Below are 25,337 nucleotides of genomic sequence, written 5' to 3'. Positions count from 1 at the left end.
GATGATGATCTTCTTATTTTTCTACATATCATGCGAAAATAAATACAATTAAAACCTCTATACTCCTAATAATCTGAATCGTATTAATCCATTTGATTCATTTCGCACCCCCTTAAAGCCGATTTCATAATCACCAGGCCGGCAATCCCCCGATCTCATATGGACAGGCATGCCCGCCTCCAACTGCCAAAGCGAATGAGTAATGTTTGGCTCCCTTTTTCATATCGCAAATTCAACCCTATGGGACATTTGGTATATATCCAATCTCGCCAACCGAAACCATATTCATAAAAGTAATTTTAATGCTTCAGAATAGCTTTCCTGAAAAGCGAATTAACTGACAATATCAGGATTGGAAACGAATTTCGGTAAATGTGAATAATTTTAGCGCCAATAGCTCTCAGAGAATTACAACAGGTATTTATCCAGTATAACTTGTATGCACTATGGTAGTGATAACCGTTTTTGCTTAACATGCTACAGGTATGACCCGGATTGATTACATCAATTTAATGCGAACTGGACTAGCTTGCAAATTATTATCCAGTACTAACAAAACATCCTTGATATTCAAATGAATGCGGATTTAATAGCTCATTGCATTTTAACCATGTATCTAAACGCATAAAAAACAAATATCCCGATGAAATGGAAACAATTTAAAACATGCAAGAACTACCTTCTAATTGTCATTTCGATAGGTGTACATAGGATAACATGTTTCTCTAATCTTTCCGGTTAGTTCAGGATATGCCACATTACACACATTCACCAACCCGACATTATAGTTTTCTCCATCAAAACGGCCTGTAATTGGCTCATCGATATATTGAAACCAATGTGCTCCAATTATGTATTTATTCCGTAAAGCACTCTGTATGTATTCCTGGTACTTTTGCCCTCTGTCTTCCTGATTAGTGGCCCCTTTTACACCAATATGAAACATACCCCTATCCAGAGAACCAAAATGAAATTCTCCAATAATAATAGGTTTATCAACTCCGTCCGGTAAACCTACATTCTCAACAGAATACTCATACTTATTAAAACTAATGATGTCGCAATAGTCAGCTGCTGCACGCAGCGTAATATCATTTTGCGCCCATGCCAACCTACATCCAAAGTAGTTTTGGTGAGGTGCTACTCTTTCCAGTTCGTCGTGAACGGTTTTAAAATATTTACGGGAAATCTTATCATAAAACTGATCGAGATCTTCCTTGGCCAATTCTTCATCAGGCGCTTCCGCACTATGCACCAATGCATCCCACGATTGATGGCTAGTTCCCCAAACCTTATTTAATTTTTCAATCATATTGTATTTGGCTTTCAGATCCTTAACAAACTCTTGTTTTGCCGGCTGGTCGGCAGGACTAACTAACGTTGCTACTGACAAAGAACCTGCAGCACCCCATGACATTTCGTTATCAACAAAGTAACCAATACACCAGGGGTCGTCTGCTCCAAACTTTTGCCTGTCTATCGACGCTCGCACTATGGCAGGAAAATCTTTATCAAAAACATCATGAAACTTGCCCGCATAACCATGAGAGCCTTCAATTTTACGATTACCTCTAATCCATATAGAACCCACATAAGGCGTTTTTTGCTGCTCGGCCAATCCATGGTCCGACATAAAACCGATGGTATTCAGCCCCCAACTTTTAAACCTTTTATGCGTGAGTTCACGATATTTATCAAGGTAATTATCGCCATAAATCCGCTGTAAATTGTAGGCATAATGATTAAATGCCAGCGATGGCTCATTGGTTTCCCTGTTTTTACCCTGATGAAATAATTCTACGTTGAATTCAGGAATACCTTCAAAATAATGTTCGCGCTTACTTATTGGGGTATAAACACTGGAATATTGAACGCAGTTAACACCTGCCGACCAAAACAGGTTTCCGTCAGGATCGATCAACCACCATTTGCCACCAATCTTTTTAGGGTAAAAATACCCGGTAACTTCATGTTTTTCACCTTTTTCCCAGCCACCGTATTTATTGGTTTCCGGATTTCCCGGATGACTTTTCAAATCTATAATCTCGCGTTCTGCAATTTGCATTAACTCATTCTCGCTGTGCACCTTGTCTTTCCAATCATCATGTTTATACTGCCCGTATTGATCAACAAAAGGGAAAAAACCTGTTGTATCTCTAACCTCAGTAGTGCCAGTAGCATATAAACTATTTATGGTGTAATGGTTCTTTTGGGTAGGATAACGAATACTGAACTTTACCTGCTTAATTGCATCACGGGCAGTTTTTTCCCGCCCGGGAACACCTCGCATATTAATTAAATCAAGCTGAGGCGAATGCACCCACTTTAACCAGGTTAAGTCCACCGTAATAGTTTTCGTTTCACCAGGCCGTAAATCCACAAAATTAGAGCTATACCAACGCATTAAAGGGTCCGGGTCGAGCCCAACATAAATGCTCACTTGCGTTTGATATTCTCCCTTATTCGTAACTTCAGATTTAATTTGGTGTGCCGTTTTTAAATCCCATGGATTATCGGGAGTTGAATAAACAGTAACTCCTGCTTGATATTGCTTATCGCTTTTTACACTTATTTGGCTACTTCCTTCTTTATTTATAATATCTACAATAGCATTATTGCTTTTAAAAGCATCTTTGCTAAGCTGGTTAAAATCGATAAGTTCTTTGTAATCTTCAATACTTTTTTGCTGTGTACCAGCACATGACCACAGAATGCTCAAAGCTACTGTTGTAACGAACAGATTAATTTTAAAGTACATTTTTTTAAGTTTAATTAATACCCATTAATTACTGAAAAAACGATAGCTCATCCCCTATATAGTTTTAAATTACAGCTCTTAATTGCCTAAGTTACATTTCTGTCAACGGTAATGTCCTTAACTTTTGAAATTCACTTTGTGGATTTTTTGATATTGGGACGTAGTCCCAAACCCAGCTTCATTTTTTCTTTGTGTTTATTGCTTCATTCAGCATCACTCAAGCAAGCTTGATTCTGATCTCACTTACCGCCATAACTGGCATTGCCCAAAAACGGGAGCAAAAAACTCTAGTCCAGGAAAATGCCTACGCTCTTTTCCCAATTGTTTATATTTCTACAGAAGTAAGTATTTTACAAAGACAAGCCCCTTCTGTGGATTTTATAACAATTGGGAATTCACACCCTAAAAGGCTTTCTACTCCTCGACAGACGCCATGAATTACAGCTCCCAAACTTTGATTTAGATTTAAATATCATGATTGATTAAATTATCCATCCTGAGAATTAATAAAGTAACTTTTCTATTTGACAATTACTTTAGAACTGTATTGTGATTCTCCAGAATTAATCCTAAGCATATACATTCCCCGTACAAAAGAATTTACATCTATAGTAAATGATTGTGTACCTTGTTCAATTTCTTTACTCAAAACTACTGATCCTGTCGAATTTATTATAGATATCAGTTGCTCATCGTTAATTATCTTACTAAATACAATATTTAACTGCGTAGTGGCTGGATTAGGATAAACCTTAACTTTTTCATTCAGGTAATTATCTTTAACCGAAACATCAGCCTTTAATGGTATCAATTCCCAGGAGCTATCGTCTTCTGGTGGAAGTTGGTCCGCATTCTCCACCTTTGCATATTCCAACTCCATATATTTACCTACTTGAACATTGCGTGATTTCCGTTCGTTTCCTCCCGGCAAGATTTCATAAAATACAGAACTATTCTCTTCATGTTTTCTTAAATACCAACGAGGTTTCTCTTCTTTCTGGTTGAAAAATCCACTTTGTTCTACAAATATTTGTTCCTGGGTACTATTATTATAATCGCCCATGGTATAACCTCTATACACATTCATGTAATTTTTGGTTCCCCTGTTTTTTATATGGTAGAAATAGGGATAACCAAAGGTGAACTCCCACACATCAGAGCTGTCTGTTTTTTCTTCGGCAGAAAATTCTAATTTGCTTTCCCCTTCAACAGTATGCAAGTATTGTCCTGTCAGTTTATTTTTTATTCTATAATAAGTAGAAAGATTTAAAATAGATTTGGGTGCTTCATTTATCGTTGTTACCTGAATTTTATCAGCAGAATAATCAATATCAATTGTTTCATCATTGGCCATCGCTTTATAGGCGAAAAAGCCATGTTTCCCATTATTTAATCCCGTATTGTTTTTAAATATAATATTAGTAGCCGGCAAATCATATTCTGTAAATTGTATTTCCTCACCATGGTCGTAGGTTAAATCAATGGTTTTATCACTGGTGCTTTTTGCCCACGCCTCGGTAAAATCATTGTTTTCCATTGTTAGATTATAAGGCGAATGTGCCGAGATGATCCATCCATATTCACCTATCCATTTATTATTAGTGATGGTAATATCATGGCATTGCTGAATTTCCCTGTCAATATTAATTCCCCTCGCCGGTTTAATATGCTCAAAGGTATTCCCATCTATCAAAAAGTGATGCCCAAACTCTTCTATATGGATCATATCCACGTAAATGCTATATCCTTTAAAATGACAGTTGGTAACTTTTACATGTGAAGTTTTAGAAGAAATACCCAGTCCAGTCCCGTCTAACAAACAATTATCTATGCTTGAGTTGTTTTGATTCCACACCACAGGATATTCCGTATTGCCTGCGTCCAAAGATATACCCCGAACATTAAATATACCATCCGCATCAAAATTTGGTTGAAAGAAGCACTTTGACATATTGAATTGAGGTGCAGAATCAACACTTTCGCTTCTGTTTAAGTAATATCCCCCGCTAGAGAAATTAATAAAGGATACATGGGTAAATTCAATACCAGCTCCATTTCTCCCAAAACACTGTACTTTTCCATCTCTAAAAATCACATTTTTAAATACAAGCCCGGTATAATACTGCGTTCCATCTGTATCGTGAGCAACATTCGTAAACACATAAGCTGTAGATGCATCAGCAATCAATTCTAAATTTTCCGTGTAGATATCATTTGACGTTAATTTATATCCTTTCAAATTTTTAAATACTGTTTTCACATCATAAGCCCCTTTCACGTCCGACGTTTCTTCTGTTGGCATCTTACCCATAATCTTAATGGGCTTAGAAACCGTTAATGAACTACCCTCAAAATCATATTCGGCACTTTTAAACAGAATGGTATCCCCTGCTTCCATGGATGACATGGCGGTATTGATATTACTTACCAAAGTGGAACCTGTGGCAACACCATAATCTTCGTCAAAATCGATGCGTGTTTTATGTGGAGGAGGCACGTCTGTTACCGTTAAAAAAAGATTGGCAAAAACAGCATTTTCGGTATAAGCTGCTCTTATCTGAACAAACTGAGAATTGTCGGGATTATCGCCCAGCAGATAATCTTCGGGAACTATCAGGCAGGTATCCAATGTACCATTTAGCTCTTCGCTTATAGTATACTCATAGGATACCAGTTTGGTATATGGATTTTTTTGATAAGTCAATAACTTAACACTAATAGATTGAATATCAGTGCCCGTATAACTTCCCTCAATAAAAACAGTATCCGTTCTGGCAATGCTACCCACATTATCGCCATGCTGTGGGTTTTCAACTTCATTTACTTTAGTCAAGGTTAATTCCTGAGCAGTTAGGTTAACACCAACTGTCAACATTAACACAACACCTGTTATATATTTAATAAAGCCTCTCGTAATAGTATTCATATTCTCACCTGTTATAAATCTTTCAACAGGTCAAATATTGGAATAAAACACAAATTTCATAAGGGAGCTTTCTTGAATTCAGAAGTGGTAGATTACAAATACTACAGGGGGTAAATTGAGAGGGTGTCCAAAAACAAAAAAGGAGTTATAGAAATCTTACAATTTGAAAGTTTGTTCCTCTTTTGTACCCCTAAATCTCCTGAAGGGGACTTTAATCCTACCACTTTAGAGGAGGTTGTAGGGGTAAAATGAGAAGTTTACTTATAAATTGTAAGTTTCAATTTTTAGAAATATCATTTTTGGACACCCTCTTTACTTTTTCTCAATCTCCAACGCATTTATAATCCACTTACCATCAAGCGTTAACTCTAACAACTCATCATCGCCAATTTCAACTTCTACAGTTTCTATTTTTTGCTTTCCAGAATATACTTTTTCGTTTTTCATATAGGTTTTCCCGTTCATGGCAAACGACATATCAAAGGTTGCTCCTTTAAAGTAAATCATCTCTGCCTTGATGCGAGCATCGCCCATATAGTATTTTATGTTGTAGTTACCCTTTTTAAGTCTTACATAAAATTTAGCTTCTTTTTTACCGGTAAGTCCGTCGCGTTGCCAAAAGATAACACGCTCCGAAGCTTCGTTGTGATGGAACCATATATTGTTAACATCAGATGCCCGCCAGCCAAATTGGTTTTTATTTTCATCATAAACATGACGTTGATTTACAGGTGTAAAACCACAAGCATCAATCATTGAGTACAAGGCGAAGTTTAGTTTTATTTCTGTTAAAGGCTCTGGCTTTGGCAAGCTATTGACCTTTGAAATATCCTGCGTAATTACAGGAACTGCTGCTTTTTTACTTGGAGTGTACTCAGCAATATTATTATAGCTTTCAGGTGCTCCCAACAACGAACGCTTTTGAGTTGATTTAGCTTGCTCATCGACACATAATACCAGGCGGTCAATTCCTATTCCAGTATTCACTTGATACACTTTTATGGTATGATACCCTTGTTTGTCAATTGTGATTTCAAAAGGTAATTTCTCCATCGCTGTTAGGATATTGTTTTCCCAGCTCCATCTTTCTATAGCTCCACTTGGTAAAGTAGCCGATATCCTTTGTCCTTTATGCCTAATTCCAGATAAAACTTGAGGCTCATCATTGTTTAATCCAACAGCTATTTCGCAAGTTTTGCCTTTTCCTTCGTTGAGGGTTGGGATGCGGTATAGCTGTCCGTAAAAAGTACCTGTGCTGTCAAAGTATACCGAATACTCTAACCTCGCTGCATTGGTTTTTATATCATTCTCTATTTTTGAACCACCTTTAATGAACATTGAAGAACCGTAGTATCCAAAATTATCGTACTTTTCCCATTTGGCTTCTTTACCGTTTTGTTTTGAAGTATAGTTCTCTGCTTCAATGGCTACAAAACCATTTCCTTCAATGTACGATTTCTCTTTTAGTTCTATATCAAATTTGGTTGCTTTTACAGGATATGATTTCGAAAAACCATGCGTGTCCTTAATAGTTATAGTTGCTTTGTTATCACCAACTTTGGCCTTGTTCCAATCAATGTTTACGCACAACCGCTCTTCTATTTTTACATTTCCTGATGTTTTAGAGAATTTTACCCAATCGGCATCACTCTCAATCGTCCAATCATTGGCTCCCATTTCTTTGTTAAACACATCAATAAACCTTGTATTATCTTCGAAAGAAGAAAAACGCAATTCCACCTTTTCGTTACCAATGGCCTGACCTTCGCAAACAGAACCTATTCCTTTTATCGCTTCTTCGTTATACACTTCATCATAAACCAAGTTGTTAGGAATATTGGCCACATCAAAAATACGTTCCTTGAAATTGTATAGCGCATAAGGGTCCATGATGCCATTCCACTTACCATCTTTTATCTTTCTGTAGGTCTCCAAGTCAGCCTGAATAGTAGCTTCCGCTTGTTCCGACAAAGCTTTATATGCATTTACACTGGCAAAACGGCCTTGCTTGGCATAAGCAACGTTTTTTCTGTAATACTGTGTTTTTTCAAGCATTAACCTTGTTGAGCGAATTGGATAATAGGCCAGGTGCCAGAAAGGTAATTTGGCAGATTCTTCGAGGTTATCGTAAATGGCTTTTGCTTTTTGCTCCAATTCATTAGCAATTTGTATTCTTCCCTGTATTTCGTCTCCAAAATCGAAAAGACTGTAAAATCTGTACCTACCATTGTTTTCGTATTTCCAATCCCAGAATGGAAATAAATGTTCCGGCTTTTTAGGGCGGCAAAGGTTATGAAAGTCGGTAAGTAGGTTTGCAATTTCTGACGCTTTGCCTTCTTCAACCCCAAATTGTTGCTTGGCGCTTTTTTGCATAAAGTCTTTTGTGGTATTTTTAGGGTACGAATCTATATCGTATGCCAACGACATATAAAACTGAAGCCCCATTTCAGCTGGTTTTATATCGCCCACATTTACAATCCACAAGTCGCGTACACTTTCATCATAGGCCTTATGTAATTCTTCTTGAATTAAAGGTAACGGTGTAGTGTACAACCAGTCGTATGTGGCACCGCCCTGGTATGCTAAATGGTAATATAGTCCATTACCGCCTGCACGTTTTTTTTCGTGAGGTCTTGGCAACTGACGGGCATATCCAAAGTTATCCTCTGTCCAAACCATGATAACATCTTCGGGTAATTTTAAACCTTCACAATGTTCTTTGCCATCTTTACTTTCGCCGTTATACAATTCACCGGTTTCTTCGTACGGAACAAATATTTGTGTAACTGCATCCTCCGAACCAAAAGTTTCTTTAATCATTTCGCGCTGACGGTCTATCACCTTTTGCAGAAGCTTTACTTTGTTTTCCAACGTTGGGTTTTCGAGATTTGCATATTCAAACGGCGAATCGTGTACCCCGCGAATCCCCAGTGTGTAAATCATATTATAACCTTTCGATTCATCTAAACGCTCTTGCCAATAGGCTTCAATAGTTTTTGGGTTTACAGTATAATCCCAAACCGGAACCCCTTTGGCATCGTACATGTCTTTGTGAGCCTCTGCCCAATCGTGCCACTCGGCATAGTTGTTTCGCGCCATATTTTCGCAATGCGACGAACCTACATAAATGCCGTATTCTTTTGCATTACGAGGATTGATTGACACTCCGTTTCCGTCTTTTGCCTCGAAGAAATAACTACCGGCCTGCATCATTCCGGGCCAGATTGAGTTGGCCTTTAAGCGCAGTAAAAGTTCAAAGATATGCTCGTATGCTTCGGGACTTATGTGAGAATTATATTCATTGGGCAATGTTTTTTCACTCCATTGGATCAAAGCTTCTTCATCGTTAATAAAGATTCCTCGAAAACGTACCGATGGCTCTTTAGGCAATACAAGGCAATCTTCTAATACTACTTTACTTTTCTTTTGAGGCACTACATCGCACCACCAATATAGGGGAGAAACACCAATACGTTCCGATATTTCGTAAATACCATAAACAGTTCCGTTGGCATCGCTACCTGCTACTACCAAAGCTTTTTCTATTTTGTCCATTGGTTGCTCCACAGACTTTAAGAGGAAGGATTCTCTCATTTTATCAAGACCATCTGCTTCCTGTATCTTTCCTGATTTATAAAGTTTTTGAATTTCAGGACTATTTATAGAGCAAATAATAATAGTGTTATCTCCCACATCTTCTATGGTATGAACTACTGCTGGTTTTACACCAGTAACCATCTCAATATCATTTTGCAGGTCACCAACAGCACGCATAATTTGTGGAGCTTCAGTTTCTGACACATAGATAATGGGAGCTTCCCCATTTTTAAACAATGTAAAACTACCGGTTGGTTGCATTGTACCTCCATTGAAAATCAGTATTGTTATTAGTCCAAATAATACTTGAAGCTGCTTTCTCATCTTATTTATATTTCTTTTAAAATTTTGTTTCAACCTTTCTCTAACCATAAACCTTTGGGTTTATTCGAATAGTATAACATCAAAATTATAAGTTGGTATAAATATTAGCGATGTTAATGGAACGATTCACGTTTTTTAACTGTTAAAAACTACCCATTACACACTATTACACAATACATTAAAAACACCTAACAAGAAGTTATTGCTTAATGAGGATTATATAATTTTCTATTACTTCATTATATTTGTGTTTATAATATGCGCAATGAAATTTGAAAATAATCAGATATTAGCTCAACTTGAAACCATTCTTTCGGATAAAACATTTTCACGTTCGAAAACCAATTGTCGTCTCTTGCAATTTTTGGTGGATTCGACCTTGAAAAATGAAGATGTTAAAGAAGCAACAATTGGTAAGGAGTTTTTTGGTACTAATTATGACCCTGTAAAATCGGACAATAATGTTCGTGTTTACATCTATCATCTGCGCAAAAAACTGAATGAATATTATAGTAGTAAAGCCAGTGCCGAAGAAATAGTATTTACTATAGCAAAAGGACAATATAATGTTCAATTTAAAGAATATAAAAAAGTAAGAGAACCTAAAAAAGCTATAAACCACCGATGGGTTTATATAGTTTCCTCCCTAAACATAGGTATCCTTGCTGTATTCATGTTTTTATATTTCTACAAAACGCCAGTAAATAATTTTTGGAAGACATTGATGAAGAACGATTTTCCTACGACGGTTATTTTTGGTGATTACTTTACCATAGAAACCCAAATAAAAACCGGTAGGAAAGGGATTTTACGTGATTATGAAATAAACTCGAAAAAAGAGTTAGAAGAATATTTAAAAGAAAATCCCGAGCACAAGGAGGATATGATTGCCAGTCATCATCATTATTTTAATTGGATGGCACCGCATTGCAGTAGGAATATGGCAGAATTCTGGTTAGAATATGATTACCCATATGATATTGTCCAGATATCTGAATGGAGCGTTTCTCAATTGGAGAATGATAACCTGGTTTATTTTGGTCAATCGAAAGCTATGGGAACTTTAAAAAACATTTTAGAGGAGAAGTTTCCAAATTATTCGTATGGCAGCCAACAGATTATACGTACAGATCCTGAAACATACAAGAAAGTGAAATATTGGGATGTGATAAGAAAGAATGGTAAAAATATAGATTATACAATAGTTGCAAAAATTGGAATGCCTGCAGGCAACGAGATGCGCTTTTTCCTATCGGATCAGGATTGTGGGGCTATTAGCGCATTGCAGTATTTTACAAATAACGATTCGGTGACAGCTTTCTACAAACGCCATAATATTGAAAAAGATGAAGATTTTATTGCTTTGTTTAAAGTTACCGGGTGGCAGCGCAAATCGTATGAAATGGAGTTTATACTGTTGGATAAAAATTAGAAAGGGCTGCACTTACGATATAATTAAGCACAGCCCTTTTAGGAAATTTAGACTATAATATTTTAAAATTCTTAATTTACTGCTTAGTAAAGACCAACCTTTTATGATAGAATTTATCCGTAGATATAAAATACATGCCTTTGGGCAATGTACTCACATCCAACTTTATTTCATTTCCGTTTTCATATTCATTCTTTACCATGACCTTTTTACCGGATATTGCGTACACAGAAACCTGTACATCGCCTGAAACCAATTTCTCTGTTCTTAGGGTTAAGATATCCATAACCGGATTAGGGAATAACGATACATTATCATAGCTTGGTTTATCACCTATTGCGGTATCCAAAGCTTTTACTTCTTTAAACTCACTCATGGCTAAAGTGGCTCCCGCGTTTAAAACCCTGTCACTACCTTCCAATGCTCCACAATCGGGCGTCTCGGAACTGGTTATTCCTTCAAGGGATGTTCCCGCTCCAATGGCGGAGGACCCCGCTTTTAAAGAAAAATCTCCATTAGGGGCATCTACAAAGTTTGCATTGGCTGTGCCAAAATCGTAGAACTGGTTGTTTTCCGGGTTAAAATGATATCCCCAATTGGCGCAATGTGCAACATATGCGTTAAAATCATCTGTGGAAATACTAGATCCCGCCGGACTTTCTGCCCAAGACACTTTTCCTCCTGTGCTAGTTAACACCTGACTGCTATAATTCAATCCAAATCCAGGGCCATTCATAAAAATATTGTTGGCAAAATGACCATCTTCAATCAATCCGGTAGTATCGGGCGGCGTTATTCCCAATTCCTCCCAGTTATCGATACGGATATTCCAGATTCCTATGTTCTCATCTACATTCCAAATGGTATTGTTATAATAATTTACAGGTAGGTGCATGGCATTGTAGCGCGGTCCTAAATAAAGAAACTCACCCACACGCTCAACCTCGTGAGGGCCATCGTACACATCGTGTTTAATGTTATAAACCAGGTTATGGTGTGCTGTATAATTCTGAACATCTTCCATGTAAAAAGCAGTTGCCTTCACCCTGCTATAACCTCCGTCGGAAACAGGCACACCTACCACATCATGTACTTTGTTGTAGGCTATCACACTCCCTCTCAAATCAATGGCACCAATTTTTCCTGTACTGGTGGCCTCAATAGGCCCTGCATCTTCACCCATTTTCATGGAACCATAAAAATCGCAATCCATGATGTTAACTTTGGCATCTCCTCCATCAATACGTATCTGAAACCTACCGGCATCACCAAACGTGCAGTTGTTAATATTGGTATTATCGCTTTTGTTAATGTGTATACCCGAGGTAAAAATACCTACCCAACCGAAATCTTCGATCATGCAATTTTCAAAGCTATTGTCTTGTCCGTCTCTTAAGGCAAACATATTACCCCACGATTGTCCTACATACATATCTCTAAAAGTATTGCTGGAACTATTATTCAGATAAACGCCTTTGGGGTCAGAATCACCCTGTCCATACCCTTTGGGAGTCCAAAATGGGTATAAATAGCGCATGCTACATCGTTCCATTGTAGCACCTGTTGTACTTTGCATATCCGCATTACCGGCCATAAACTGAATGCCTTGTATGGTTACGCCTGAAGTATTGTTCAACACCAACACCCTTTCTCTCACCTGGATTTCTATGCGGGTATCTTCTATGGGCTCATTGGGCCACGGCTTATAATAGAGTTTATCTCCTTCGGCATACCATTCGCCATAGGTATCAATCAGATTTTTATGCAATACATAACCCCAACTATATTTATGGTAGGTACTTGCTATGGCAGCTTCGTTTTTCCATACTCCATTATTGATGGCATTGAAGGTAACCGTGTTGCCATATGAACCTGTAATTGTTCCATATACGTAATTCCTCATTTTACCGGTCATTCCCCTAAAAACACCTCCTGTTAAACTCACATTAGGCAACGGCGTCCCTTCCAGCGTCGCAGAACCGCTTGCATTGGCTCCTTCATTTTTATATACATTGGTTAAAGGAGCATAACCACCGTTGTCATCCATTACCTCCATCATTTTACCGATTCTGTTGTTGGGGTGGCGTGCCATCATTTGTGAGTTACCGTTGGCAAATAGTTGAGTGTAATCCGTTTCCATATCAAAGCCAGATATATCAGCTTCCATAATGCCACTTGCCATACCAGTTGCTTCTGCCCATCCGGTTACAATTTCAGTTCCCGTAACCAGCACGTAATCATCTTCAAAATTCTTGATGATCAAATTATTTTTATTTACGCTGATTTTCTCGCGATAAATACCTTCGTGAACAACAATCTCATCTCCTTCCGAAGCATTGTCGATTGCTTCACTTATACTGTACACTTTGTCATTTTCTTTTTCTACTTCCTCATTCAACCATGGAATTTCTGTTGAATAAACATGATGGGTAGTTTGCGCATATACCGTCCCTGACATCCATAATAACAATATCAAAAAAAGCGGAGCTTTTAATTTTTTAGATCGATTCATAACCTGCTTGATTTTATTTTCAATACCTACAAACAAATATCCAAACAATTAAAAAATCAGATAAGGGAGTATTTATGATATATGAAGCGGTGAAGTTGTATATAAACGATGCATAGGGGGTAAAATCATTGTAATATGGGTCTTTTTGTGAATTGAATTGAAATGTTATCAGGACTAATTCGAATCATTAACTAAAAAGGTACCTGAAAATCAGGTACCTTTTTAGTTAATGATTCTGGGTATAGAAAGAAATCAATTACTTAATTGAGATTACTAAATGACCACTAACCTTCCAACTCTTTTTATTTCATTTCCTGTTAATGTTACCATGTAAACTCCTTTTTGTAGTCCTCCTACATTAAAAGTCTGTTCCCCCCTTAAATCTATGAATTCAAAAACTCTATTACCTGCCATATTATACATCCTCAAATCGTACTTATTGGCACTATTTTCTACTGATACTGTAAATTCATCTTTAACCGGGTTGGGAAAAATACTTAAGCTCTTGTATTCATTTCTTTTTCCGATTGAAACATCTTCCGGTCTGAAATCGTGACTAAAATTATACACCTGCATAGTTACCGTGCTTATATAACCTCCATAATCGGGGAAAGTAACTACAACCTCATTATCGGTATCTAAATCGGCAAGAGCAACGGGTATTTCCAATACGCCAAAAAAGTTATCTCTGTCGGTTTGCGGTCCTCCTCTAAAATTGGTGGGTACCGAAATTGTTTTACCATTGATAGTAATGGTAGGTTTTAATGTTTTCCCATGATCTCTACCCACACCAACCCTTAACATGGCTTCACCATAGGTTCCTTTATCAACCCCATTAATATTAAAGGTGATAGGATTATTGGAATAAATCTCCTGGAGGTAGGTGTCTGCGTAATATTTCTTTTCTTCCGATAGTTTGTCAATGGTAATATCCTCATCATAGGTATATATAAAAAGGTATGTTCCTTCAGCGGTTAAGGTTACACCATTTGATAAATCATTTACTTGTTCAATATCCAGTTTTGGAATACCTCCAACACCACCTTGTAAATGTAAATGTCTTGTTTCTATGTTGGTTGGAGTGGCATCAATACCACTAATCTCCAAGTTTAATGTATGCCCTATAAAATCTAAGTTATTCACAAGAACATAAGCCTTGTTTCCTTCTACGTATGCATCGCAAAGAACATCCATATTGTTCGATTTGGAATCAACGCGCGTACCATTTACATCTTTCAACAAGTCGAAAATTTTAATGGCTTCGGTATACACAAAATCGCCTGTATAACTTGTTGGCTCATTTTCTCTACGCAACATACGTGCACCATGCACCGAAGTTGGCCCCACACTCTCATTGTATTGCCACTCCGATTTTAGCATAAAGAAAGGCATGGCATAGTTGATGTTATTGGCGCGTTCCATAAACTGCATCATCATTGAAATGGTTGATTTCATTTTTAACCAATCGCGATATGCCGACCAGGCTTGTTTATTGTAATCATGCGTTTGTGCATTATATTCCGATATCATCAATGGTTTCACATGCCCTAGAGCCATATAACTATATTGCTCCATCATATCCATGGTAGCTTCTATGTTGCTACCTTTTCGGTACTTGGCTTTACCTCCAATACAAGGAAAATCGTAAAGGTGTATAGTATAAAAATCCATATCAGCTCCGGCAACATCTATAAAATGCTGATCACGATCGCGCCAACGCTGAAAATTATCCATATCAAAATCGGGGAAGGCTGCACAATAACCTCCTACCTGCATATCAGGATTATATTTGTGTACCTCTTTAGCTACGGTGGAGTGAAAATTAAAAATTTTGGTTAAGTCATGGGGTTCATCGGCCACCGTTACCAAATCCCAAAGTGGTTCGTTGGTTATTTCCACAAAAGAAGGTTTTTTTTGTCCTGTTGTTCCTCCTGTACCGTAATACTCCTGGATATAACGGCCCAGAAACTCTCCCGAAGCTGTTCCAAAAGGTTCTGCCTCTGTATCTGTTTGCGAAAAAGCCCAGCCTTTGTTTGTTGTTTTGCCGTCCGGATAAAAAGGAAATATCTGATTACAGAGAATCTGATAATCCAGGTACTCGTAGGTATGTGCCCAGGTTTTGGCAGCATAACTATTGCGGTTATTAAGACCATGGGTGGCAATACTGGCCGGATCGGCAAAACCGGGGCGTGCTGGGTCTTCCGTTACATTATTATTGAGCGCCCATTTTATGGTTCCGGTATTTCGTCCAACATATACATCCCTATCACCTAGCAAATCGCCAATTAAGTCATCAATCTTATTGTCGGTATTCCAGTTGTTCTGCTCTATGGTACCATGGAAGTTCACAAACTTCCGGCGTTCAAAAGTCTCGACATCACCTAATTTGTGCTTTACATCCAGGTTTACTTCTACTTTAACCTGACTATGCACGCGCTGTAAAACAAACCCGCAAAGCAGGCATGCTAATATTCCTAATCCTTTCATTATTTTGTAGATTTATCTTTAAGATGTTTGCAAGAAACACAAAATCGCAGATAAATAAGAGGGGGTATTTTTACGAGTTGAGTAGGGAAAATGTTGTATTTTTTAAAAAAGAGGGAATCTTAAAAAGATTCCCTCTAATTTATTTACTCAGTAAGTATTTGAAATAATAATTATGGACGTTTTCTAAATGAAGATTCTGGGAATAAAACCATATTATCCATATAAAACTTACAAACTCCTCCTGGTCCTTGTAAACGCACAAGAAGCCTTTGTTCTCCGGACGCATTAGCTGGTCTGGCAGAAATTGGTGCATCGCCAATAATAAATCTCCACTCTCCTACAGCAATATCGTCTGTAATAGAACCAATTTTTCTGCTGCCGCTCCAATCGTTATTGTTCAACCACCATAGTGTACTAGTCATTGTGTTTTCTATTTCAGTTACATAAGCCCAGTAACCAAAGTAATAGTTTTGAGTTTCGTCAATACCTGTGAATACTTTGTTTTGGTAGAAATCCATTCCTGTATTTCCTGCATTAACACCAATTTCAACATACATTGATTTAGAACCTGCCAATGCAACCTCATCGTTAATTGTACGATTGAAACCACCATGAGCAGCTACCCATCCGGTATTTTTTAAATTAGAATCAGTAAGTGTTTCGAAGCTTGAATCATATGTACCCGAATTCAATACATTACCTTTAACTAGCATACCATAACCATTTAAACTACGAGCAATATAAGCGGGGTCAGTTGAAACTAAATGACCTGTTTCGTAATTGTAATGTAGTCTAACCGCATCATCATGATAGGTATCCTTATCTAAAGTGATTGTTAAAACATTTCCGTCAGAAGCAATAGATTCAATTCCTGCATTTATAGAAGTTCCAGCTGCTGTAAGAATTTCAACCGAAATATCGTCTTTAGCTACCGAAGGATCTTCCATAACAGGTTGGTCGTAAGTAACCGTAACGGTTCTGTTATCTACCCAAGCTTCTTCAACCTCCATGTATTTCTGAATAACCCTAACCATCTTAATAACCTCACTTGTACTTCCATCTGATGATCTGGTAGCAGTCAGTTTAACTTCAAACAAACCGTCTTTATTAAACATTACTTCTTGATGATTTTCATCAGATGTTATAGGAGTTCCATTTTCAAACTCCCAGGCGTACTGATCAGCAACTCCTTTAGATTTGTTTAGGAATATTACGGAAATTCCTCTACCAACCGCAAAATCGCCAGCTCCTTCATCATCATTTCCAGCACTTGCTGTAAAATCAGCCGTAACATCAACGTGGTTAACCAGGATATAATCTTCAACAATCAACTCATCCGTTTGGCCATCGGAAGTTCTTTCGACAGCTAACTTAACATCATAAGTCATATTTCCCACAGGGAAATAAAAAGTCTGCACTTTGGCATCATCCATGGTTAGGTTTACGCTACCATCGGCACTGGTAACCGTCCAAACCCTTTTATCCGGGCGACCGGCACTGATATCTGACAGGTTCAATGTTTCACCCATATCAACTTCAGTAATCAATTCTCCGGTTATTAGCCTGGCTTCAAATAGAGCATCTACGTCACCATAGTCTACTACTTTTTCCTCTTCTTCTTCCTTTACGGGATCATCGTCATCGCAAGAAACCCATAACAGCGACATGGCGAAGAACATATAAAGTATATAATTTAACTTTTTCATTTTTCTATTTTTTAAGTAAAATGCAATTACTGCCACATTTCAAGATCCAACGGAGTATCAATGTATATCAATGTATCTTTTACGCTATGTTTGATTACATTATCATTTTCATCCAAATCATAATAATCATAGTCTAAATACATCTTTCTGTCGAGTACATCGTAGTAACCACTACCAATTAATTCGGTAATCGGAGATTCTTCATCAGGTGTAATAGTTACTAAACCATCATCCTTACGAATGGTTAAGTTCATAGCATATGGAGCTATCTGGTTCATACCTGTATACTCTGCTTTAATGGTATTTTCACCATTGGTAGTTAGCATTAGCTGCTTATACCCTTGGATTACTGCATCGTCATTGGTATAAACAAACTGACTCTCTACATTTTCACCTAAAAAGTCGTAAGTTTCGTCAGCACCATTTAACCAATACAAACCATGAAACTCGTTATAGTAACGCACTACAATAATAGAGTAATCTTTGTCATAAGTTACCGAATCTGTAGATTGATCAACTATCCTTAATGGTAGAGCATATACCTTGTTAACTGCATCCTCCTGGCTTAAAAACCATTCTTTATCAAGGGTCACGGTTTCTCTACCAACTTGCTCTCCTGAATGGATTGAAATTTTGCCTTCTACCCCAGATATACTATAACGGTCGGCAGGCAATAACTTTAAATCAGGGTATTCATCCAAAAGGGAAGCATCTATCGAATAAGTAACCTCTTCTTCTGTACCATTACTCCGTTTTCCACCCAGCACTACGCCAATATCAAAGGTTAAATCCTCTTCATCCTCAACAACAAGGGTACGCAAAGGATACTGGTATGAAAAATATGTTGAAGTATATTCATAGTCAAACTTGTAATCATCGTAACAAGATGTTAACATGAACATAAGACCAACTACTGCTATAAATAATTTTTTCATTTTGTTCATCTTTAAAAATTTAAGATTATTCCCACCCTTCATTTTGAGTAATCAATGTTGTTCTATTCATCTCATTTTGATGGATCGGTAAGTAGAACTTATTTGGGTCATACGCCAAATTATACATTGCATTTCTGGAATAAACACTTCCGTTAATTTCTATCTTATAAATGGTTGGGTTCAATGTTTCTTTCCATCTACGTACATCATAAAAACGGTGTCCCTCAAAACAAAGTTCAATCCTACGTTCGTTTCTTATTAACGTTCTTAAAGCTGCAGGGTCTCCGGCAATGCTATTTAAATAAGAATCATCAGTTAAATTAAGTGCTCTGTCCCTTACCTTTGCGATTTCGCTTACAGCAGTAGCACCTTCTACATCAGTTTGTCCACCCAAAGCGACCACTTCGTTCATGGCTTCTGCAAAGTTCAGGTACATTTCAGCTTTACGGAAATATACAGCATAGTGGTAATCGTTCTCTTGCTGACCGCTTGTTAAATCCACCTGAGTACTCATCCACTTACGTAAGTAATACCCCGTTCTGGTAGTGTTTGTCACAAGACCTAATGGGCCATCAGGGGTATCTTTCCCTCCAACAGCAGTTTCTACAGTACTGTTTTTTGAAGTTCCATAAGTAACCGTTGCTCCGTTGTACAATACCGTAGCATAAAAACGTGGGTCTCTGTTTTGATACATGGAAAAGTTATCATCGTATGCATAGGTTGGCGACATGCCAGCCGGATATCCATCGCTCATTGGGAAAGCATCAACCAAATTTTGGGTAGGGTTGCATCTTCCATTTCCAAACAAAGAAGGGATAAAGTGGGTTTGCTCCCTTGTTCTATTGGTTGCGGTTCCCTCCATGCGTGTAAGAATTAACTCAGGATTTAACGCATTGTTATAATACTCTCCCAGGTCACTGTTGTAAATATCATCTAGTTCGCCTACAAAATCAATGGCATCTTTGGCAGCTTTAGCTGCATCTAACCAGCGTTGTCTTTTTACATCGTCGGACAAACCTACTGTAAAAGCAGGACTTGCTGCATATAACAACACTCTCGATTTTAAAGCCAAAGCTGCTGCTTGTGTTGGTCTACCAAAATTTTCAGAAGTGTTGGTATATTTATATTCACCACCTGCAATCCACCTTTCAGGTAAATATTGTAGCGCATTATCTATTGCTTCTAATGTATACTCCAAACACTTGTCGTATGACTCTCTTGGAAGTTCCTCAACATTATCAACATTAACTTCCCCTTCGGGAATTGGCACTCCTTTTAACTCGCCATTTACATCTACACCACCAAACCTACGTAACAATTCAGCCATATTCCATGCTTTTACAAAATAGGCTTCACCATACAGGTTATTGGTAAATACTGTATTGTCGTTTTCATTCGACTTTTTAAATACAATATCGTTTTCGGTAACAATCTCAAAGAACTCATCAATAGTCCTTAAGTTTTCGAAATAACTATTCCAGGTACCTAAAAAGGTAGTATTAGGTGTAAGATATCCAGGTGTTGCCGAGATTTTATAAATACTCGAAGTTTCCTGGTTGATCACGGCATTGTCAGTTCCACAGTCTAAAAAACCTCCACCCATATTATCGAGTGTTTGCGGAAAACTACTGGTATATGCATAAGTTACCAGTCCTTCAATCCTATCGGGTTGTGTTAACATCTGCTCGTAGGTCATTTTTGTAGAAAGCTTTGGATCTAAAAACTCTTCGCTACAAGATGACAGCAACAATGTTACAATTATTAATAATGAATAATATTTCATAAGAATAAATTTTTAATTAAAATGTCACTTTTAACCCTAATGAGTATGTTGTAAACATTGGGTATCTGGTTACACCGGCATTTGTATCTTCAGGATCAAGATCCTCAATATTTGAAAGGGCGAACAAGTCTGTTCCTTTCACATAAAAGCGAACCTTATCGGCTGATATTTTATTTGCCAAACCTTCTGGTAACATATAACTTAATTCTAACACTCTTAATTTAAAGTAAGAACCATCTTCCATCCAGTAGGCTGAGTTCATAAAACTATGACCACTGTTTTTTGAAGTAAGTGTTGGATAACCTTCTTGAAGTACCCTGTCAGAATACTTACGGCTACCATAAGGCATATAATAAGAATTGGTTAACATTTTATCCAAGCCTGCAACACCTTGTCCTAAAGCATATAATTCAAAACCTTTATACTCTAAATCCAGGTTAAGTGCATAATTAATACGAGGGAAACTGTTGCCAATAATATCTTTATCGTTTCCGTCGATAGAACCATCAGCCACGACATCTTTATAAATAAGATCGCCTTCAATAAGTCCACGGTCTCCGGTATAGGTTGAAGTAACGGTATTGCCAACAAGATTATCGGCCGTATAAGCACCTTCGTATACCCATCCCCAGATAGCATCTGTTTCGGTACCTGTACTTAACAAATGGTCGTATTGGCTAATTTCATCCAATTGTTCCCATTTAGATTCTGAGTACATGAAGTTACCGCCAATGCTGTAATGTAAATCTCCAATGGTATTTTTGTACTCAAGTTGAAAGTCAACTCCTTTGTTGGACAGTTCTTCATAGTTACCTTTAGGGGATATGCTTACATAATAACCCGGAACCACGCTGCTCAGGTAAGTTGGCATATCATAACGGAATTCATCAAAATAATTGAACTCCAATGAAACATGATCAAAAAGAGTAGCTTCAACACCAATGTTTAATTCCCTGGCTTTTTCAAAGGTATAATCAGGGTTTCCTACCGATGTTAACCTTACACCATATTTGGTAGCTGATGCCGAGAAGTTTTCTCCATATCTCACACTACCAGCTGTTTGGTACTCGTCAATATATCGGTAATATTCAAAACTGTTACTGCTGTTATTATCGCTGTCCCACTGATATCGGTCATAGCCCATAACACCGTAACTACCTTTTACTTTTAAATAGTTGATAAAAGAAAGGTTAGCCGCAAAATCCTCGTTTGAAACAATCCATCCTGCCCCTGCACTACCAAACAAACCATATCTTTCTCCTGGAGCAAACTTATCTGAGCCCATTAACGAAGAGGTAGCTTCAACAACATATTTATTATCAAATGCGTAGTTAGCTCTTAAACCCAGGTTAATATTCTTGTCATCCTGACGAACTCCCCCCTGATACGAAGATGTTACCTTTTGTGCCAAGGTGCGCACCGAATAAACCAGGTTTGAAGTAATGGCATGTTTACCTGAAACCTTGTCGAAGTTTAAATAAGCTGTTCCTACAATATTTCTATTGAAGTCGTCACTATATCTTCCTTCGTTACCACTAGGTACATTATCACCAATTTCTTCAAGCGTGTTTTCATCTACCACGTTATATCTTGAATATTGTAGGTTTTTACCTTTTGTAATAGAACGATAAGCATCAAAACCAACAGAAACACCTCCAGACAGACCGTCTACATATTTATCAAGGTCAAATTGTAAACCAAAGGTAGTTTGACCCTGAAATTCGCGATTGTCTCTATATCCCCATCTGGTTAAATCTCCATAGATGTTATTATAACTTGAGTGATATCCTAAAGAATCAGGATGTTCGGAACCATCTGCAGTAACAAACATTGGGTAATCATTAGGTCGTTGAGAAGATAAATCTGTAAACATATCATTTGCACCTAATCGGGCATAGTTTCTAATTCCAATGCGGCTTGCCACATCCAAACTAACACTGATAACATCGTTTACTTCATAATCTAGTTTGGTCATTAGGTTTATAATATTATACGTATTGTTTTCACCTACTTTTTCCAAACCCGATTCTCTCACATACTCCATGTTCAGGAAGTACTTGGTTTTTTCATCCCCTCCTTCTAATACAGAGTTTACACGTTGGTAATCGGTAAAATCTTTCAGGAACATATCGTAATGGTCTATATCCGGATAAGTTCTAGGATATTCACCACTTCTATAATTGTCATACTCGTCAGGTGTATGTAATGGTGTTTCGCCGTCGTTTACCAAGGCATTATCAAATACTTCGGCATAAGTAGCTGCATCCAAATATTCGGGAAGAGCCGTTGGTGACTTAATACCACCTTCTGCCGAGAAAGATAATTTACGCTCTGATACATAACCTCTTTTTGTGGTTACCAAAATAACACCATTTGCAGCATTGCTACCATATAACATTTTAGCTGTGATGTCTTTTAAAATCTGAATTGTTTCTATAGATTCCATTGGAATATTATCCAAATCCCTGTTAGGGATACCATCTACAACAACCATTGGGGAATCACTTCTTCCCCCTCTGGAGCGACCACGGATACTCAATGTAGCCCAATTGGCACCAGGTTGCCCGGCACCTTTTAATACGTACATTCCCGAAGCAAGTCCGGCTAAGGCATTGTTCGCACGGTACTCGCCCGAACGTCTAATATCGTCGCCTTGTATTACATCAACTGCTCCAACTACTCTCTCCTTTTCGATTTCGGCATACGGCAGTTGCACCGTTTCCTTAGGTTTAACCGTTGTGGAGTCGTTTTGTGCATCTGCCAACAAATTGGAGAGCAATAAAACTGATATTATTAATAAATACTTTTTCATATGTTTTAATTATTTTCAGGGGTAATTAATTAAACTGTAAATAAACCCTCATCAATAATGATTTTTGCGTTTACTCTCTTAGTTTCTATGATATTACATCCGTAAACCATTACCATCCCGGATTTTGTTCAAAGTTTTTGAAAAGGTTCATGTCATTAGAATGAAATGGATACCAATAATTTCTGTTTTCAAATACTCTTTCATATCCAGATAGCTTTTTACTATAAGAATAGCTACCACCTGTTTCAGCAATATCTGCTACCCAAATACCTTTAGATAATTCAGTATGAGCAGTTCTCCAACGTTTTAAATCCCACCAACGGTGTTGTTCGTAGAATAACTCTCTGGCGCGTTCTTTTCTAATATACTCTCTAAAAACCTCGGTACTGGCTAAGTACTTGCCTTGTACTGAAGGCATACCAACTCTTGCTCGTACGTAGTTAATAGCACTCTGTGCACTGGTTACACCTGAAGCTACACTTATACCTGGAACCGCACCTGTTGGACCATATAACTCATTTGCCATTTCTGCGAAATCAAGATATAACTGAGCCATCCTGATAAATGGGAATATACGCACATAACCACTTGTGTTATTAGCTCTGTTAGCTCCTGGGTGACGGTATTTTCCTGCATGGTAAAATCCGGTATGATTCCAACCTTTTTGGGTTTCGTAAACATAGTGTGCTCCATTAGGGTTGTCTACCAAACAAACTGGAGGTAAACCTTTGCGTTGATTATTGTTTGCCGTATTATCAATGGCCTTATCTCCAATATACATATTGTCGCCATGGGTAAATACAAAGGTTTTTAACCTTGGGTCTCTATTTGCATAAGGATCATCTTTAGACCAAACAGTAGAATTATCTTCCGCATCACCAGAACCCAGATGCCAGTTATCACCCAATTCCCAACCGTCAGCAGTTTCGTACCAATCTACAGCATTCTGCGTAGGTACACTAAAGTTGGCCCAGTCCTGCGAAGCATCCCAGCTTGGCAAGTACATTCCGGCTCCATTTATATTACCTCCAGTAACACGTCTGATAGCGGGCTGGAATATTGCCTCATCACTTAAACCTTTACCATCCGCATTTTGCTGACGGAAATTTAAAGTGTATTCCGACTGTGAATACATTCTATAACGAGGATGACTTTCGGCGCTTGTAATAGCATCAACACAAGCAGCCAAACCTTGAGTAGCTATATCACTGTTGTATTTTGACATTGGATCGCCAGAGAAACCTAAACTTTCGGCCCTGGTAATATTGTAGTTAGGACTGGCAGCATACATCAACGCCATTGACTTGATAGCACGGGCTGTTGTTTTTGTGGCTCTACCTACCTCACTTGGAGAATCCAACCAATCTTCCGGTAAATAATGGATAGCACTATCTAAATCCTGAATCAACCACTCGTGAGACTCTAGATACTCTGGACGTATAACATCAAAATCTTCATCTGTTGAATATGACGCTCTCATATCAGGCATTCCTCCATAGTCGCGGATAATCATAAAATAGAACCACCCTCTCAATAAAAAGCATTGTCCTTTTAATTGCGCTCTTAACTCCTCGGGTGTGTATTTCGATCCTTCGGGGAAGCTCTGCAATAAATGCATATTCTCAAGAGCTAAGTTTACCGATCTAATACCAACAACCGCTTCGGCCTGAACCTCACGCCAATGCCAACGATAAGCCCACTCATCAGAAGATGATGTACTGGAATATTCACCAATTCCCATGTCCCATTTCATACCTGAACCACTAAAATCAGTCCAGTTACCAGCATTTACAGTTGTTTCAATACTATTTGATTTCACTATCTGACACTCATCAGAAAAAACGCCCACCTCACTACCATAATCATAAGGATCGTATACATAGTTATGTAATAAACCAACAGCTCTATCTACCGTGCCTTCAAAGGTAACATAGTCTGAGTATACCTCTTCTGCCGTCAGTCCCATATCAGGACTTTTTTCAAGGTAATCCTCACACGAAGCAAAAAACAACATTGAAAGACAGATGATTGTATAATATTTAAAATATTTTATCTTCATTTTATC

General features: G+C 37.8%; 11 protein-coding genes. 1 reads left to right on the top strand and 10 read right to left on the bottom strand.

The window, feature by feature from the left end; all coding sequences use genetic code 11:
* Positions 1-682: 682 nt before the first annotated feature.
* The 3 genes from ACT29I_RS11730 to ACT29I_RS11720 form a co-directional block, all read right to left on the bottom strand.
* Positions 683-2,758 (bottom strand): beta-galactosidase, encoded by a 2,076-nt coding sequence (locus ACT29I_RS11730; RefSeq protein ID WP_444793537.1) that lies wholly within the window; start codon positions 2,756-2,758, stop codon positions 683-685.
* A 520-nt stretch (positions 2,759-3,278) separates the two neighbouring features.
* Positions 3,279-5,684: a T9SS type A sorting domain-containing protein gene (locus tag ACT29I_RS11725; RefSeq protein WP_444793536.1), complete on the bottom strand. Its 2,406-nt coding sequence runs from the start codon at positions 5,682-5,684 to the stop codon at positions 3,279-3,281.
* A gap of 312 nt (positions 5,685-5,996) precedes the next feature.
* Positions 5,997-9,605 carry a glycosyl hydrolase 115 family protein gene (locus tag ACT29I_RS11720; RefSeq protein WP_444793535.1) on the bottom strand — a complete coding sequence of 1,203 codons (3,609 nt, stop codon included), beginning with the start codon at positions 9,603-9,605 and terminating at the stop codon, positions 5,997-5,999.
* A 265-nt stretch (positions 9,606-9,870) separates the two neighbouring features.
* Here ACT29I_RS11720 and ACT29I_RS11715 point away from each other — a divergent pair, with 265 nt between their 5' ends.
* A complete protein-coding gene (locus tag ACT29I_RS11715; RefSeq protein ID WP_430931243.1) occupies positions 9,871-11,037 on the top strand; it encodes a helix-turn-helix domain-containing protein in 1,167 nt (388 codons plus the stop codon).
* Positions 11,038-11,113: 76 nt separating this feature from the next.
* On the opposite strand, the gene ACT29I_RS11710 is transcribed toward ACT29I_RS11715, so the two are convergent.
* The 7 genes from ACT29I_RS11710 to ACT29I_RS11680 form a co-directional block, all read right to left on the bottom strand.
* Positions 11,114-13,549 (bottom strand): T9SS type A sorting domain-containing protein, encoded by a 2,436-nt coding sequence (locus tag ACT29I_RS11710; RefSeq protein ID WP_444793534.1) that lies wholly within the window; start codon positions 13,547-13,549, stop codon positions 11,114-11,116.
* A gap of 273 nt (positions 13,550-13,822) precedes the next feature.
* Positions 13,823-16,036 carry a T9SS type A sorting domain-containing protein gene (locus ACT29I_RS11705; protein ID WP_444793533.1) on the bottom strand — a complete coding sequence of 738 codons (2,214 nt, stop codon included), beginning with the start codon at positions 16,034-16,036 and terminating at the stop codon, positions 13,823-13,825.
* Between the two features lie 170 nt (positions 16,037-16,206).
* Positions 16,207-17,742, bottom strand: a complete 1,536-nt coding sequence (locus ACT29I_RS11700; RefSeq protein WP_430931246.1) for a PKD domain-containing protein — start codon at positions 17,740-17,742, stop codon at positions 16,207-16,209.
* A 26-nt stretch (positions 17,743-17,768) separates the two neighbouring features.
* Positions 17,769-18,677 carry a DUF1735 domain-containing protein gene (locus ACT29I_RS11695; protein ID WP_444793532.1) on the bottom strand — a complete coding sequence of 303 codons (909 nt, stop codon included), beginning with the start codon at positions 18,675-18,677 and terminating at the stop codon, positions 17,769-17,771.
* A 25-nt stretch (positions 18,678-18,702) separates the two neighbouring features.
* A complete protein-coding gene (locus ACT29I_RS11690; RefSeq protein WP_430931248.1) occupies positions 18,703-20,460 on the bottom strand; it encodes a RagB/SusD family nutrient uptake outer membrane protein in 1,758 nt (585 codons plus the stop codon).
* Positions 20,461-20,476: 16 nt separating this feature from the next.
* Positions 20,477-23,272, bottom strand: a complete 2,796-nt coding sequence (locus ACT29I_RS11685; protein ID WP_444793531.1) for a SusC/RagA family TonB-linked outer membrane protein — start codon at positions 23,270-23,272, stop codon at positions 20,477-20,479.
* Between the two features lie 109 nt (positions 23,273-23,381).
* On the bottom strand, positions 23,382-25,331 hold the full coding sequence (locus ACT29I_RS11680) for a RagB/SusD family nutrient uptake outer membrane protein (protein WP_430931250.1): 1,950 nt from the start codon (positions 25,329-25,331) through the stop codon (positions 23,382-23,384).
* Between the last annotated feature and the right edge of the window lie 6 nt (positions 25,332-25,337).

The organism is Saccharicrinis sp. GN24d3 (assembly GCF_052400645.1).
GTDB lineage: Bacteria > Bacteroidota > Bacteroidia > Bacteroidales > Marinilabiliaceae > Saccharicrinis.
This window is presented reverse-complemented; position numbering and strand designations above follow the sequence as displayed.

What these genes read in the sequence shown, in the direction of transcription:
- ACT29I_RS11680 (WP_430931250.1), bottom strand. Translation starts at nt 25,331, where the DNA reads ATGAAGATAAAATATTTTAAATATTATACAATCATCTGTCTTTCAATG.
- ACT29I_RS11685 (WP_444793531.1), bottom strand. Translation starts at nt 23,272, where the DNA reads ATGAAAAAGTATTTATTAATAATATCAGTTTTATTGCTCTCCAATTTG.
- ACT29I_RS11700 (WP_430931246.1), bottom strand. Translation starts at nt 17,742, where the DNA reads ATGAAAAAGTTAAATTATATACTTTATATGTTCTTCGCCATGTCGCTG.
- ACT29I_RS11725 (WP_444793536.1), bottom strand. Translation starts at nt 5,684, where the DNA reads ATGAATACTATTACGAGAGGCTTTATTAAATATATAACAGGTGTTGTG.
- ACT29I_RS11715 (WP_430931243.1), top strand. Translation starts at nt 9,871, where the DNA reads ATGAAATTTGAAAATAATCAGATATTAGCTCAACTTGAAACCATTCTT.
- ACT29I_RS11730 (WP_444793537.1), bottom strand. Translation starts at nt 2,758, where the DNA reads ATGTACTTTAAAATTAATCTGTTCGTTACAACAGTAGCTTTGAGCATT.
- ACT29I_RS11705 (WP_444793533.1), bottom strand. Translation starts at nt 16,036, where the DNA reads ATGAAAGGATTAGGAATATTAGCATGCCTGCTTTGCGGGTTTGTTTTA.
- ACT29I_RS11695 (WP_444793532.1), bottom strand. Translation starts at nt 18,677, where the DNA reads ATGAAAAAATTATTTATAGCAGTAGTTGGTCTTATGTTCATGTTAACA.
- ACT29I_RS11720 (WP_444793535.1), bottom strand. Translation starts at nt 9,605, where the DNA reads ATGAGAAAGCAGCTTCAAGTATTATTTGGACTAATAACAATACTGATT.
- ACT29I_RS11690 (WP_430931248.1), bottom strand. Translation starts at nt 20,460, where the DNA reads ATGAAATATTATTCATTATTAATAATTGTAACATTGTTGCTGTCATCT.
- ACT29I_RS11710 (WP_444793534.1), bottom strand. Translation starts at nt 13,549, where the DNA reads ATGAATCGATCTAAAAAATTAAAAGCTCCGCTTTTTTTGATATTGTTA.